Annotated in this window: 14 protein-coding genes; 7 read left to right on the forward strand and 7 right to left on the reverse strand. The window is 57.2% G+C overall.

Going from position 1 to position 13401, the window contains the following annotated elements:
- Positions 1–321: 321 nt before the first annotated feature.
- The 5 genes from Q672_RS28000 to Q672_RS28020 form a co-directional block, all read right to left on the reverse strand.
- The gene (locus Q672_RS28000) at positions 322–759 is read right to left on the reverse strand and encodes a PaaI family thioesterase (RefSeq protein ID WP_022985820.1); all 438 of its coding nucleotides are present in this window, start codon (positions 757–759) and stop codon (positions 322–324) included.
- 88 nt (positions 760–847) lie between these two features.
- Positions 848–2308, reverse strand: coding sequence for a sensor domain-containing diguanylate cyclase (locus Q672_RS28005; protein WP_022985821.1), 1461 nt, complete (start codon positions 2306–2308; stop codon positions 848–850).
- A 171-nt stretch (positions 2309–2479) separates the two neighbouring features.
- The gene (locus tag Q672_RS28010; RefSeq protein WP_022985822.1) at positions 2480–3028 is read right to left on the reverse strand and encodes a YggT family protein; all 549 of its coding nucleotides are present in this window, start codon (positions 3026–3028) and stop codon (positions 2480–2482) included.
- A gap of 158 nt (positions 3029–3186) precedes the next feature.
- Positions 3187–3996 carry a pyrroline-5-carboxylate reductase gene (gene proC / locus Q672_RS28015; RefSeq protein WP_022985823.1) on the reverse strand — a complete coding sequence of 270 codons (810 nt, stop codon included), beginning with the start codon at positions 3994–3996 and terminating at the stop codon, positions 3187–3189.
- Between the two features lie 43 nt (positions 3997–4039).
- Positions 4040–4726, reverse strand: coding sequence for a YggS family pyridoxal phosphate-dependent enzyme (locus Q672_RS28020; RefSeq protein ID WP_022985824.1), 687 nt, complete (start codon positions 4724–4726; stop codon positions 4040–4042).
- A 223-nt stretch (positions 4727–4949) separates the two neighbouring features.
- Here Q672_RS28020 and Q672_RS28025 point away from each other — a divergent pair, with 223 nt between their 5' ends.
- The 4 genes from Q672_RS28025 (at position 4950) to Q672_RS28040 (ending at position 8333) form a co-directional block, all read left to right on the forward strand.
- A complete protein-coding gene (locus Q672_RS28025; RefSeq protein WP_022985825.1) occupies positions 4950–5984 on the forward strand; it encodes a type IV pilus twitching motility protein PilT in 1035 nt (344 codons plus the stop codon).
- A gap of 15 nt (positions 5985–5999) precedes the next feature.
- Positions 6000–7121, forward strand: a complete 1122-nt coding sequence (locus tag Q672_RS28030; RefSeq protein WP_022985826.1) for a PilT/PilU family type 4a pilus ATPase — start codon at positions 6000–6002, stop codon at positions 7119–7121.
- Positions 7122–7274: 153 nt separating this feature from the next.
- Entirely contained in the window at positions 7275–7937 is a 663-nt protein-coding gene (locus Q672_RS28035; protein ID WP_022985827.1) for an AraC family transcriptional regulator ligand-binding domain-containing protein, read from the forward strand.
- Positions 7938–7946: 9 nt separating this feature from the next.
- Positions 7947–8333: a helix-turn-helix transcriptional regulator gene (locus tag Q672_RS28040; protein ID WP_022985828.1), complete on the forward strand. Its 387-nt coding sequence runs from the start codon at positions 7947–7949 to the stop codon at positions 8331–8333.
- A 3-nt stretch (positions 8334–8336) separates the two neighbouring features.
- Here Q672_RS28040 and Q672_RS28045 read toward each other — a convergent pair whose 3' ends face one another.
- Complete coding sequence (locus tag Q672_RS28045) at positions 8337–8621, reverse strand: hypothetical protein (RefSeq protein ID WP_022985829.1); 285 nt, start codon at positions 8619–8621, stop codon at positions 8337–8339.
- Positions 8622–8634: 13 nt separating this feature from the next.
- The gene (locus Q672_RS28050; RefSeq protein WP_022985830.1) at positions 8635–9690 is read right to left on the reverse strand and encodes an alpha/beta fold hydrolase; all 1056 of its coding nucleotides are present in this window, start codon (positions 9688–9690) and stop codon (positions 8635–8637) included.
- A 340-nt stretch (positions 9691–10030) separates the two neighbouring features.
- Here Q672_RS28050 and Q672_RS28055 point away from each other — a divergent pair, with 340 nt between their 5' ends.
- The 3 genes from Q672_RS28055 to Q672_RS28065 are packed head-to-tail and all read left to right on the forward strand — an operon-like array spanning position 10031 to position 13393.
- Positions 10031–11395, forward strand: a complete 1365-nt coding sequence (locus tag Q672_RS28055; RefSeq protein WP_022985831.1) for a hypothetical protein — start codon at positions 10031–10033, stop codon at positions 11393–11395.
- Positions 11395–12027: a hypothetical protein gene (locus Q672_RS28060; RefSeq protein WP_022985832.1), complete on the forward strand. Its 633-nt coding sequence runs from the start codon at positions 11395–11397 to the stop codon at positions 12025–12027. The genes Q672_RS28055 and Q672_RS28060 overlap by 1 nt, the downstream gene beginning before the upstream one ends.
- Positions 12011–13393 (forward strand): hypothetical protein, encoded by a 1383-nt coding sequence (locus Q672_RS28065; RefSeq protein ID WP_147393896.1) that lies wholly within the window; start codon positions 12011–12013, stop codon positions 13391–13393. The genes Q672_RS28060 and Q672_RS28065 overlap by 17 nt, the downstream gene beginning before the upstream one ends.
- Positions 13394–13401 lie beyond the last annotated feature (8 nt).

The raw sequence follows: 13401 nt of genomic DNA on the forward strand, positions 1-13401 counted from the left end.
GATTTTTTCCCTGTTGGCAGCATACGGATTCATGACGCAAGTTCAGGCCATCGACCCAGCGGTATGCATCCAATCCTGACAACGGAATCAGGTGTTCACGGTGAGAAAAGCTGGTCAGAAATCCCGGCAAAGCGGGAGGGGAGAAAATGGAAAGTCATGTGTACGACTGGCAGAACGGGCATCCTTGCCGGCCAGGTACACGACCAACACATCCTTTGCCATGACCAACTTCCCTGCCATGAGAAGTTGGTCACATCCTACGGTGCTGCCGGTGAAGCGTGACCCCCCTGAACAGGGGGGTGCGGTGAAGGGGACGAACGCTTAGCGCGGCGCGATGATCATGCAGGTGCAGGTGGCATGGGCGTAGAGTTTCCCTTCGTCATCGACAATGCGGCCTTCCGATATCACCAGGTTACGACCCCGATTGATGACTTTGCCTTCGGCTTTCAGTGGAGTGTTGAACGGAACCGGACGGCACATTTTGATGTTCAGGTCGGTGGTGCCGTAACTCTCACCAGCGCCAAGCACGGTATGCGTGGCACAGCCGGTCACCGAATCCAGAACGGTGGCGGCAAAACCGCCATGCACCCCGCCAAGCGGGTTGGTGTGCCGCTCATCTGCGGTGGCAATGAACACCACTCGGCCTTCTTCTACCGTGTCGGGATCCATGGGGATCGTTTCGGAAATCGGGGCGCGGGGAATCTTGCCCGCCGCGAAAGCCTGCATGATTTGCAGGCCGGTCATGGACGCAGGGTTCATGGTGGAATCCTCTTGAAATGATGGACTCCATTCTAGGTTCCTTTTTGGAACTTACAATCCCATACAGGCCGTTTACCTGCGCGCCCTGCTACAGCGCCACTGCACGAACACAGTTACGCCCCTGCTCCTTGGCGGCATAGAGCGCCTGATCGGCTGCTCCAAGCAGGTCGTCCGCATCCGGGGGTTCTGTCCCGGTCTCCGGCACCAGGGTTGCAACGCCCACACTCAGGTGTATCTCGCGAGGCAGATCATTAATATCGGAAACGGCGGTGCGAAAACGGTCTGCCACAGCGCGGGCCTGGTTTATCCCTGCCCCCGGCAACAGGGCCACAAATTCTTCGCCCCCATAACGGGCCAGCATATCACTGCCACGGGTCACCCCCTGCAGCGCTTCTGCCACCGCCTGGAGCGCCACATCGCCCTCACGATGACCATATTCATCGTTAAATTCCTTGAAATAATCCACGTCCATGAACACCGCTGACAAAGGCTCACAGGAGCGCAAACTGGCGCTATGGGCCTGGCGCAGAAACTCCATCAATACCATGCGATTGTTTAACCCGGTCAGTGGGTCTGTGCGCGCCAGGTCTGCCAGCTCCTGATTGAGCTGGGCCAGCTCATCGCGCTGCTCTTTCAATTCCGTTTCTGCCCGCACCTGGGCAGTAATGTCTTCGATCTGTGACAGGAAGTACCGGGGTGAACCATCCCGATTCCGCACAATAGATACCGCCAGTAACACCCAGACAATATGCCCCTCTTTGTGGAAATAGCGTTTTTTCATCCAGTAGCTGTTTTTCTTGCCTTGCAGTAGCGCATTGACGAACTCCATGTCCGTGTCCAGATCTTCGGGGTGCGTGATGGTCTGGAAGTCAATCTCCAGCAAGGCCTCCTCGCTGTAACCGACCAGCTTGCACAAAGCCTTGTTCACTCGCAGCCACCGTCCTTCAGGCGAGACAATGGCCATACCGATGGCTGCAAAACGAAAGGCCCCCTCAAATAGCGCCACGCTGTGTTCCATCTCGACAATCGCTTTCTCCCGTTGACGGCGCAGATTGTCACGCTCTACCGCCTGGCCAATCGCCTGGGCCATGAGCTCGAGAAACTCGATTTCTTCAATGGTGAAAGGGTAAGCGCGGATGGCCGAGTCGCTAAAATTGAGGGTGCCGAATACCTGGCCCGCGACCTGTATCGGCGCAGCAATATAAGATTCCAGCGCCATCCCCTGATAAACCGGGTGGCTGCGCATTTCTTCCAGGGCACCCACGTGATGCAAGGCAACAGAGCCTTGTTTCTTGATCACTGTCGAGCAGTAGGTATCGCCCAATGTAAAGACATCCCCCACCTGTATGGTACGCGCCTCGTCTTCCACAGCCAGCACGGTATACTGCTGATCCTGGATACGGCTGACGATACCCACTGACACCCCCAGCAACTCACACCCCGTGCGCAGATAGGACTGATAGAGGCTGGGCAGATCCTGATAATCCTCCAATGCCAGCCGGTGCAGCTCCCGCAAGCTGCTAACACTGAAATCGCGGCGGTCATCCATCACACGCCTCTCCCTTCATTTTTTTGCTCATCGCTATTGTTCTTTATCCCACCGAATTGAGCGCAAGTAAAAAGCAGAAAGACAATAAATGCATATCACTGATCCTCAAATTTGGGCCGCCGAAACAAAAAAGGCGCCAACGGCGCCTTTTTGAGTCACATCACCCATATCTCAGTGAAGTTTGAACAGGATCTGCAGCAACTGGATCCCCAACAGCACCACCAGCGGGCTGAGATCAAACCCACCCATGGGCGGCAGCAATTTACGGACTGGCGCCATCACCGGCTCGGTGATTTGCACCACGATGCGTACCACCGGGTTGTAGGGATCCGGGGCCACCCAGCTGAGGATCACCCGCAACAGAACCGCCCAGAAAATGTAGTTAAGAATGACTGCGGCCAGCTCCCTCAGCGAATACAGGATCAGCTGCCCGCCAATACCCGAGGGGAACCCACCGACCTGAATCGACAGGATGGTGATGGCTTTCAGGATGATCAGCACTACCACCAGCACCAGTGACGCCACATCCAGGCCCCCATAACCAGGGACAACGCGCCGCAGAGGCTTCAGCAAGGGATTGGTGGCCTTGAGTACGAACTGGGAAATAGGGTTGTAAAAGTCAGCCCGGGCCAATTGCAGCACGAACCGGGTCAGCACAATGAAAATGTAGGCGCTGAAGGCAAAGTCCAGCAGGTAAATCAGGGCACCCTGGGGGTTCATGGATCACTCCGTTGGTCGCAACAGGGGGTAGAGTTTGGGGCAAGGGGGGCAGATTTCAAAGGGTGGACAAAAATCAGTAGCGAGAAGCAAGTAACGAGTTTCGAAAAGCAGAGCCGGTTTGGGGGTTCGCTTCTCGCAACTCGTTACTCGTGACTGCTTTATCCCGCCAGCTCTTCCGACCGTTCCCGCGCTGCCGCAACTGCCGCCTGGACCTGTTCGCGGAAGCCGGCTTCTTCGAACACGTTGAGGGCGGCGGCGGTGGTGCCACCAGGGCTGGTGACCTGCTGGCGCAGCACATCCGGACCGACTTCGCTGGTAATGGCCAGCTGAGCGGCTCCCCAGGCAGTCTGCAGCACCATCTGGCGAGCGGTGGCAGCATCCAGCCCCTGGGCTTTGGCCGCTTCGATCAGCGATTCCATCAGCAGGAAGAAATAGGCCGGCCCAGACCCGGAGACGGCCGTCACCGCATCCAGCTCTTTCTCTTCGGCAAACCAGAACGTCAGGCCCACAGAGCCGAGGATTTCCTTGGCCATGGCCTTTTGTTCGTCGCTGACACCCGCCGCCGCAAACAGTCCGGTGGCGCCCGCCTGCACCAGTGAGGGCGTGTTGGGCATGGAACGCACCACCGGGGTCTCGCCTAGCCAGCTTTTCAGGTTGGCCACGGTGATACCGGCAGCGATGGAGATCACCAGCGGCTGGCGATCAGCGATCAGATCACGCAGGTTCTCACACACCTCCTGCATCATCTGCGGTTTCACAGCCAGCACCAGCACATCCACACGGCTAAGCACATCCCGGTTGTCGGCGCTCACGTGTACCCGATGCAGCTGGGCCACTTCGTCCAGACGATCCTTTGAGGGGTCGCTCATCCAGATTCGGGCCGGGCGAATTCCTTTCGCCACCATGCCACCGGCCAGGCTGGTTGCCATGTTGCCGGCACCGATAAAACCGATCAGTTGCTGTGCCATAACTGCGTTGTCCTGTAGTTGTCGCGCAAGCGACACGCCGAAACTAGCGGGCCGGGCGGGGACCGAACAGGGCCGTACCCAGGCGAACCAGGGTAGCGCCTTCTTCAATGGCCACCCCGAAATCCGCACTCATGCCCATGGAGAGCGTGTCGAGGGCCGGCATTGTATTGCGCAATTGTGACAGTGTCATGGCGAGCTGTCGGAAAGCCGCCCGGTTGTGGTCATCACTGTCCGCCCGGGGAATCGCCATCAGGCCGCGCAGCGTAAGGTTCGGCAGGTCCACAATAGCCTTCGCGAGCTCGGCCACGCCCTCCAGGGGCACCCCGCTTTTGCTGGCTTCGTCGTCCACATTGACCTGTATACACACCTGCAGAGGGGGCAGCGTCTGCGGGCGCTGCTCGCTCAAACGGCGCGCCACCTTGAGCCGGTCCACGGAGTGCACCCAGTCAAACCGGGCGGCGATGTCACGCGTTTTGTTGGACTGTATCGGGCCGATGAAGTGCCATACCAACCCTCGCTCCGCCAGGGCATCCATCTTGTCGAGTGCCTCCTGGAGGTAGTTTTCACCGAAATGATGCTGCCCCTGATCCGCCAACGCCGCCACTTCATCGGCACTGCGGGTCTTGCTGACCGCCAGCAGGGTGACCGTTTCCGGGTCACGACTGGCCTGATGGCAGGCGGCAGCAATGGACTGGCGGAGGGTATTCAGGGGGCTGGCTGTCTCGGACATGGGCGGTTTTACCTGCTGATCTGTCGGTGTGGCTGCGCGGCGCCGCTTTCCCGCCGAAAGCGAATTCCCGGTGCAGTTCCTTGAACGCCTGAAAAGGTCAGGTTACTTTAGGGCGATTAGGACGATTTTCTGATGCCGTCGGTGCGCCGACGGTCGGTGAATAATAACGGAACCGGGCTCTCCATGCCCTTTTCCATAACGCACAATAACGCCAGAAGACACCATGGATATTACCGAGCTGCTCGCTTTCAGCGCCAAGAACGGCGCGTCTGACCTCCACCTGTCCGCAGGTCTGCCCCCCATGATCCGTGTTGACGGCGACGTACGTCGCATCAACCTTCCCGCCATGGAGCACAAGGAAGTCCACGCGCTGATCTACGACATCATGAATGACAAGCAGCGTAAGGACTTCGAGGAATTCTTCGAAACCGATTTTTCCTTCGAAGTCCCCGGTGTAGCCCGTTTCCGGGTCAACGCCTTTAACCACAACCGGGGGGCCGGTGCGGTATTCCGGACCATTCCGTCCAAGGTACTGACCATGGAAGACCTGGGAATGGGCAAGGTCTTCCAGAAGGTCTCCGAGTTCCCCCGTGGCATTGTGCTGGTCACCGGCCCCACCGGCTCCGGCAAGTCCACCACGCTGGCGGCCATGCTCGACTACATCAACAACACCCGTTACGAGCACATCCTCACCATCGAGGACCCCATCGAATTCGTACACGAATCCAAGAAATGCCTGGTGAACCAGCGGGAAGTGCACCGTGACACCCTGGGCTTCGCCGAAGCCCTGCGCTCGGCCCTGCGGGAAGACCCGGACATCATTCTGGTAGGGGAAATGCGGGATCTGGAAACCATCCGCCTGGCACTCACCGCGGCGGAAACCGGGCACCTGGTGTTCGGCACCCTGCACACCACCTCAGCCGCCAAGACCATTGACCGGGTTGTTGACGTTTTCCCCGCCGAAGAAAAGGCCATGGTGCGCTCCATGCTGTCCGAATCCCTGCAGGCGGTAGTGTCACAAACCCTGATGAAAAAGAACGGCGGTGGTCGGGTAGCCGCCCACGAAATCATGATCGGCACCCCCGCAATCCGTAACCTGATCCGTGAAGACAAGGTCGCGCAGATGTATTCCGCCATTCAGACCGGTGGCGCCCTGGGCATGCAAACCCTGGATCAGTGCCTGCAGGGGCTGGTGCAGAAGGGCCTGGTGGCCCGGGAAGTGGCCCGCGAAAAAGCCAAGAGCCCGGACTCGATCTAACGAGGAGATGTCACCATGGAATTCGAAGAGCTCCTCAAACTGATGGTCCAGAAAGGCGGTTCCGACCTGTTCATTACCGCCGGTGTGCCCCCCAGCATGAAAGTCCACGGCAAGATTCTGCCGGTGACCAAAAACGCCCTGACCCCGGACATGACCCGGGATATCGTGTTCGGCGTGATGACCGAAAAACAACGCAAGGATTTCGTTGAACACCACGAGTGTAACTTCGCCATCTCCGCCCGCGGCATTGGCCGTTTCCGGGTCTCGGCCTTTTACCAGCGCAACCTGGTCGGCATGGTGCTGCGGCGTATTGAAACCAAGATCCCCAATGTGGATGACCTGCGCTTACCGCCGGTGATCAAGGAACTGGCCATGACAAAGCGTGGCCTGGTGATTTTCGTGGGTGCCACCGGTACCGGTAAATCCACCTCGCTGGCGTCCATGATTGGCCACCGCAACAAGAATTCCAAGGGTCACATCATCACCATCGAGGACCCCATCGAATTCATTCACCAGCATCAGGGCTGCATCGTGACCCAGCGCGAAGTGGGCATCGACACCGACAGCTTTGAAGTGGCGTTGAAGAATACCCTGCGTCAGGCGCCTGATGTGATTCTGATTGGTGAGATCCGCACCCGGGAAACCATGGACAAGGCCATCGCCTTCGCCGAAACCGGTCACCTGTGTCTGGCCACCCTGCACGCCAACAACGCCAACCAGGCGCTGGACCGGATCATTCACTTCTTCCCCGCCGATATGCACGACCAGCTGTGGATGGACCTGTCCCTGAACATGAAAGGCATTGTCGCCCAGCAGCTGATCCCCACCCCGGACGGCAAGGGTCGCCGCGCGGCCATTGAAGTTCTGCTCGGCACGCCGCTGGTGCAGGACCATATCCGCAAGGGTGAAGTGCACATGCTCAAGGAGCTGATGAGCAAATCCCGCGAACAGGGCATGCAGACCTTCGACCAGGCCTTGTACGACCTCTACTCCGCCGGGGAAATCACCTACGAAGACGCCATGCTCCACGCCGATTCGCCAAACGATCTGCGCCTGATGATCAAACTCGGCAACGAGACTGATGCCTCAAGCCTGGATGTCGCCACCCGCGGATTGAGCCTGGAAGATACCGAATAGCCTCTGCGGTTCCACCGGACAAGGATAACCTCCTTGTCCGCCCAGCCTCGCCGCAACATCGATCCCCCGGAGAAATCTCCCCTGCTGTCAGAATTTCCGTCGAACGGTATTCGCAGGCTGTGACCGGACACCGGTTTATTGCAAAATGATGTCATGAACCCTTTGCCATCAACCAGCGACGCCTTCGCCTGCGACACGGAACATTTCGTTTCCGGTGTCGGTCTTGCCCACTTGTACTATGGCGCACAGCGTTTGGGTTTGCCGGTCGAAGATGTTCTGCGTCGCGCCCGGCTTGATCCCGGCAGCGCACTGCAGCCCATGGCCCGGGTACCCACAGCCCAACTGGAAACGTTTGTTCAGGAGCTGCTGTTGGTCAGCCAGGACGAACTGCTGGGCATGCACATTGGCCAGCAAATGATGCCTGCCATATTCAACACGCTGACGTCTTTGGCCTTCAGCGCCACCAGCCTGCGCGAAGCGCTTCACTTCACGACCAAATATCAGGCCTTGATTGGTGGCAACTCCGGCGGCTTCCATGTGGAAGAACGCCCCAATGGCAACATGTTGCTGACCGCCTCCATGGTGACCCGCCACCCCGTACTACGCCGTCATCTCATGACCAACCTGATGCTGCTGGGCACGGCCATGGTACGTTTTATTACCGGACAACCTGCGCTGGCCCCACTGAACATGATGCTGGAGCACCCAGCCATCAATGACGAGGAACGCGAAACGTTTGAGGCTCTCACCGGCTGCCCGGTGATCTTTTCTGCTGGCAGCAACCAGGTAGAGCTGGACAGCCACACGCTGGATTAACCCATCAATGTGTTTAATGACCAACGCCAGGTACAGGCAGAAGCACTCGCGCGGGAACAGCTGGCTGCCGTAGAGCAACAACAGTCCTTTGTTGGGCAGGTACGATGGCTGGCTCGCGACCTCATGTTATCGGGCCTGCCACGGCGCAAGACCGTAGCCGACCGCCTCAACATTGGTCTTCGAACCCTCGACAGACGCATGGCCGAACAGGAGTTGTCATGGCAACAGTTGCTCGACGAGACTCGCGAACAACTGGCCTGTGACTATTTGAAGGTAACAGGAATGACCGTGGCCGAAATCAGCCAACGGCTAGGGTTCTCCAGCAGTCGCTCCTTTCAGCGACGCTTCCAGCAGTGGAGAGGCATGACTCCATCGCAATACCGCGAACACGGCTAACGGTTATTCGCAATCCACTTTCACCACAGGAATGCTATCGCCCCCACGTGATTGCTGCCGCACTTCCACCTTCAGTTCCCGCTCATCCAGCTGGCAATACTGTTGCGCCTGAGCAAGCGCATTGGCCAACCGAGGCATCGCTTGCGATGACAACGGCAACCCCAATGACTGAGCCCGCGCCAGCATCGCTGGCGGAATCTCTTGCTCCACCACAGGCCCTTGTCGCACCGAACCCGAACATCCCGCAAGCAGCATCATGACAATGCCCAATACCGTAATGTCTTTCATTGGAAGTTTCACCTCAAGGCTGATGATGCGCAAAGCGGGTAATCACGAAAGGTGACGATTCTTTTGCTTGCTGATCCAGGCGTTCATCCAGCCAAACAATAATGTCATTCCAGACCTGTTTTTTTTGTCCATCGTGCAACACACAATGGGAGCCGTCTTCATAAAGATGCCAACGCGAGTCGCTAGACGCGCTTTCCTCGACTAACCGCCGCGCCGCTTTTGGCGACACGAGATAATCCTCTGCTCCCTGCAAAACAATCATGGGCTTATCAATACGATCCAGATTGGCACGAATTTCGGCTGTCATCTTTTGCAAGTGCGTCACGTAGCTGGCAGCGATTGCCGAGTGCGTCATGTTCACTTCGCTGGCAACCCAGGACCTCGCCCACGGATCAAAGATCGCCTTGTTCCACATCCATTGCCCGCGCCGGCCCGCCATACTGAATACCGCAGCATTGGGAGCCATGCGGCCAACCAAGCCCGCATTCCAGGTCATGGCATTGGACAGCCAATCCGGTTGTCTCCAGGGGCCCACCTTCAGGTTCACAACCACTGGCGGGGCATTCAGAATCAAACCATGCCCCCTCTGATCTCCGCGAATATCCCATTGCAATGCAATGGCAGCCCCCAACGATTCTCCCTGCAGGTACACAGGCACCCCGGGATACCGGCGTGCCACTTCTTCAAATGCCAAGGCCAGATCCTCTACATACACCTCGGCATCACGGCTGAAGCCTGCACGGCCAAACCCCTGCGATTGCCCCCAGCCGCGCATGTCATAGGCGAACATCGCATAACCGTGTTCCACCAGATGGTTCGCCCATGGGGCATACACGCCAGTATGCGCCGCCGTGCCATGCAGCAACAAAATCACGGCCCGCGGTGCTTGCTGCTCAGGCGCCCACCACTGGCCATAAAGCTGTAGCCCATCTGCAGTTTGCAGAAGTCGGGTTTCCTGCACACCGGGATAGGCAAGATAAAATTCAGGCGCCGGGCTCGCGGGAGGAAGTCGCTGACACCCCGGCAAGAACAACAACAGCGACATCAATGTCAGAGACAACCGGATCATCACACTACCTGTCTTGTTTTTATTCAGGCCACTCAATGCGAGTGGAGACAGGCGCAGTCTAGGTCACGGACACAAGCGCCCCCACGGCATGGCTGCATTTGCCGCGTGAGTGTCAGGATATGTCTTCCCTGATGCGAATACTGGCACCCGGCGACGCGATTTGTCCCCTTCCTGACAACTTTTACCACTGCGTTTCTTATCGCCACAGGGCGCACCATTGGCGTTTCGTTCATTACGCCTCCGTGCGGAGCCGAGCATGTCCAGAATAATAATAAGCGGCTTGTTACTGTTCACCCTGGGAACAGCGCAGGCACACTTGCAACCTCTCAATGAGACGGAAATGTCGGCAGCTCACGGCGCGGGCATTGCCGTGGCACTGGACCAGTTCCGCTATGCCATGGCCCCTACCAGCTACTTCGAACAAACAGGAATCACTCCAGCCGGAGCCTGTACCGCAGCGGGTAACAGCAGTGGCAACGTAGGGTGCTGGCGACGCGGCGACCTGCGCTGGTACGGGGTTAATATTTCGGGAACCGGGGCGGGTGGCAGTCACTGGAATGAAAGCAGCTGCGATGCCTCCACGGCAGCATGTCCCCGTGGCGGCCAGATTGCCTGGTTCTCTCCCTTCGACAACCCGTACGTAATGCGCTCATGGTCACCCCAAGGCATGGCCTGGGACGGCAGCCTGATCAACCAGGACTCATCCAATCCTGACAAAACCATTTACGAGTTTCTGGCCCCTACCCGTCAGCCGGATTACACCTTTTCATTCTGGGGCGAGATTGAAGCAGGGGCCACTCGCGATACCGCCACCCAGGCCTTGCAAATGGGACAGGGGGCAAATAATCCCAGCGGCGGCGGACTACTGAAAAGCCAGACACTGATACGCGGTAATGCCGCCGGCAGTATTTTCCGCCTTTTCCAACATACCGAACCGGGCAATGAAACCTTCGGTATGTTTTATCACAGCTACCTTCAAGGGGATTTCCGTTTCAGCGTTGCTCAGGCTGCTGACAACGCCACCGACCAGATTGGGGAAGCACCAACGTTCGATCCGGATGAAGGCCTTTTCTTTCGTAATGTGGATGCCTTTCTCCCTTTCGGCCAGGTCTACTATCAGGCATTGGTGCTGGGGCCGGTTGGCAACAACGGTGACTTCTACCTTGAACTCACCCCTGTTCCTGATAATCCAGCGGTCTACAACCGATTCTACGGTCTCGACAGCGGCGATGTTCGCGGCTTCGAAACAGCACGAACAGCGACACGGGATTGGCAACAGGCCTGCGGCGAAAGTGACAGCGCCTGCCAGAACTACCGCTTATCACATGGCTATGTCCGCTACGGTGACTGGTATCCGGCCATGGCAGGCTGGAATGCCCTTGGCACACGTGAAACTGTGAATGCCAGCGACGACGGCATCGTGTTTCAGGCTCGCAATGGCAGCACCTTTAATGCGTTCGCCAAACGCCCGGTCCGCATCGACAAGCGTGGCGAAAATTCCAGCATGCAGCGCACCCAGAATTACCGCTGCGATCCCAACAGCCCCGGCGCGTGCTTTACGCCAACAGAAGGACCGGTCAGCAGCGGGCCCGGCAACAATAATCTTTACTACACCACCGATCGGGTAAGTCTGGGTTCTGCTCGTATTGAAGGGCTACTAATCAACCAGTTCTACATGGAAAGCTGCCGACCGGGGGTGTGCTGATGCAACGCTATGGTCTGCTTCTTCTGCTGATGTTTCCTGGTGCCTACGGTGACTCTCTTGCTCCACTTGCCGATAACGAAATGGCACTCATCGCCGGTCAGGCTGGCGAGGGTGTTCAACTGACCCTGCTACTGCGTAACAACGTCAACGCACAAGGCAATCCGATTGGTTGTAACAACGGCGGGCTCAACCCGTGCCGAATGGGGTTTGAGTTTTCAGATCGCGAAGGAATCTGGCTCATGCTCAAGGATTATTATGGCGAACTGCAGATCAATGACCTGCGAATTGACAGCGCCCCCTTGCCAACGATCAATACGCCCTATCTTGATCCTGAGCGTTTCGAATCTGTAGCTGGCGAATGCCTGATCGACAACTGCAATCCTGGCGGCATGCTCGCACTACGAACCTATTACCCATTCAACAAAGCTGTTGGCGCCTACAACGATCTTAACCTGTTCACCAACATCGGTCGCGTTGCCCTCGAATACGACGACACCGTTAATGCCATCCCGGGTTATATGCGCGATGCCGCCTCCGGCAGTGTGTTGGGATTTCGGGCCACAGACAGCAGGGCATTGAATGCTCCGGCCAACATGCGTTTTGAGGGTGTCTCCTATGTTTTCGGATTCTAAATCCCATAGCGGCAAGGGTATGTGGCGCGCACTGTCGCTGCTGGGATTCGCCTGCCTGTCTGCAACCGTACATGCGCAACTGGTACCCATGGAAGATGACGCACTGTCACAAGTACTGGCACAGGATGGCAGCCTTTTCCTGTCTGATCACATCGGTCCCAATGCGTTGGCCAATGCCCCCAGCGATGGTTCCGCCAACTTCGATTTCTATCGCATGGGTCTGGACGTCAAACTCAACCTGAATGCCAATATTGCAAAATTCCAGCTTGGCTGTGGCGGGGTAAACGATTTGCTGACGACGTCAGCCCCTTGCGACATTGATATTGATTACCTGAGCTTTATGGGAGTGAATAACGACGGGGATTTTCCATCCCTGGACGGTCCGGAAAGCGCCTTTGAACTGATCCGTCCTTATGTAGAGCTGGCAATAAAAAACGACAGCACCGCCACATTGCGTGAAGTTGCCGGTATCAAGATAGGCGGCCAGCGTATTAATGGTGCACTGTCAATTGGTCGTGATTATACCGGCTCGGGAAAACCTTCAGAAGGCTTCATCGGGCCGGGGCTGGAAAGCAACCTGATCAATCAGGAGCATGGTGGCGCATGCAACCCCTCTGCCACCACAGGTCAGGGTGTAGTCAACTGTCATTCCGGCATTAATAGTGTGTCTGGATTTCTGTCGCTGGAGCTTTCTGCCGCGATTCGTGCGAGAGCAAACCTGCTGAATTTTTTTGATGCTGACCTCAACACCTGTTTTGGTCGTATGAATCCAGCCCAGTATGGCTGTAACGCCAACTCAACACCGTTCTTTGTCGATGCCAGTGGTACACGTCTGCAAACCCTGCACGTGGCGGCCGCCAAACTCACGGTCGACGCTATCGATCTGAACTGTAATTTCTGGAATTTCGCGGTCTGTCTTCCCGCGCAAGGTGTAGCCAATCTGATCATTGATGAGGGCTATGGGCAACTTCGCATTGACATGCGCCAGGTGCATTACCTGCTCACACCAGATACAGAAAACTTTTTCCTTTCCATGCAACGCGAACGGGTTGCGTGGCCAAATTACAGCAAGGCACCACCACCCAATAACCAGGCTTTTGATGCCTGCAATCCTGCGTATGGGCAGATTCCTGCTAATGGCCGTTGCTCAAGTGCCTATGCCCCTACTGCCAATACGGGTTGGTGGCTGAACGCTCCCGGGGCAAAAATTCTGAACATCAATCCGCCTAACCGTATTGATGTGGGCTACGTGGACCTGGGCACGGCGGTTAGCCTGCTCGGTCCTGAAGGACAACTTTTGATTGATAATCCCAAGATCGATTTGCCAAGGGTATCCAATTGTTACGGCAGCGCGGTGTTCTGCTAAGGAGGCGA

It is taken from the genome of Alcanivorax sp. P2S70 (assembly GCF_000475295.1).
GTDB classification, from domain to species: domain Bacteria; phylum Pseudomonadota; class Gammaproteobacteria; order Pseudomonadales; family Alcanivoracaceae; genus Alcanivorax; species Alcanivorax profundi.

Excerpts from the sequence above, each read along its gene's own strand:
- Q672_RS28000 (WP_022985820.1), bottom strand. The coding sequence starts at position 759 with ATGAACCCTGCGTCCATGACCGGCCTGCAAATCATGCAGGCTTTCGCG.
- Q672_RS28005 (WP_022985821.1), bottom strand. The coding sequence starts at position 2,308 with ATGGATGACCGCCGCGATTTCAGTGTTAGCAGCTTGCGGGAGCTGCAC.
- Q672_RS28060 (WP_022985832.1), top strand. The coding sequence starts at position 11,395 with ATGCAACGCTATGGTCTGCTTCTTCTGCTGATGTTTCCTGGTGCCTAC.
- Q672_RS28055 (WP_022985831.1), top strand. The coding sequence starts at position 10,031 with ATGTCGGCAGCTCACGGCGCGGGCATTGCCGTGGCACTGGACCAGTTC.
- Q672_RS28035 (WP_022985827.1), top strand. The coding sequence starts at position 7,275 with ATGAACCCTTTGCCATCAACCAGCGACGCCTTCGCCTGCGACACGGAA.
- Q672_RS28025 (WP_022985825.1), top strand. The coding sequence starts at position 4,950 with ATGGATATTACCGAGCTGCTCGCTTTCAGCGCCAAGAACGGCGCGTCT.
- Q672_RS28065 (WP_147393896.1), top strand. The coding sequence starts at position 12,011 with ATGTTTTCGGATTCTAAATCCCATAGCGGCAAGGGTATGTGGCGCGCA.
- Q672_RS28045 (WP_022985829.1), bottom strand. The coding sequence starts at position 8,621 with ATGAAAGACATTACGGTATTGGGCATTGTCATGATGCTGCTTGCGGGA.
- Q672_RS28010 (WP_022985822.1), bottom strand. The coding sequence starts at position 3,028 with ATGAACCCCCAGGGTGCCCTGATTTACCTGCTGGACTTTGCCTTCAGC.
- Q672_RS28030 (WP_022985826.1), top strand. The coding sequence starts at position 6,000 with ATGGAATTCGAAGAGCTCCTCAAACTGATGGTCCAGAAAGGCGGTTCC.
- Q672_RS28020 (WP_022985824.1), bottom strand. The coding sequence starts at position 4,726 with ATGTCCGAGACAGCCAGCCCCCTGAATACCCTCCGCCAGTCCATTGCT.
- Q672_RS28050 (WP_022985830.1), bottom strand. The coding sequence starts at position 9,690 with ATGATCCGGTTGTCTCTGACATTGATGTCGCTGTTGTTGTTCTTGCCG.
- proC (WP_022985823.1), bottom strand. The coding sequence starts at position 3,996 with ATGGCACAGCAACTGATCGGTTTTATCGGTGCCGGCAACATGGCAACC.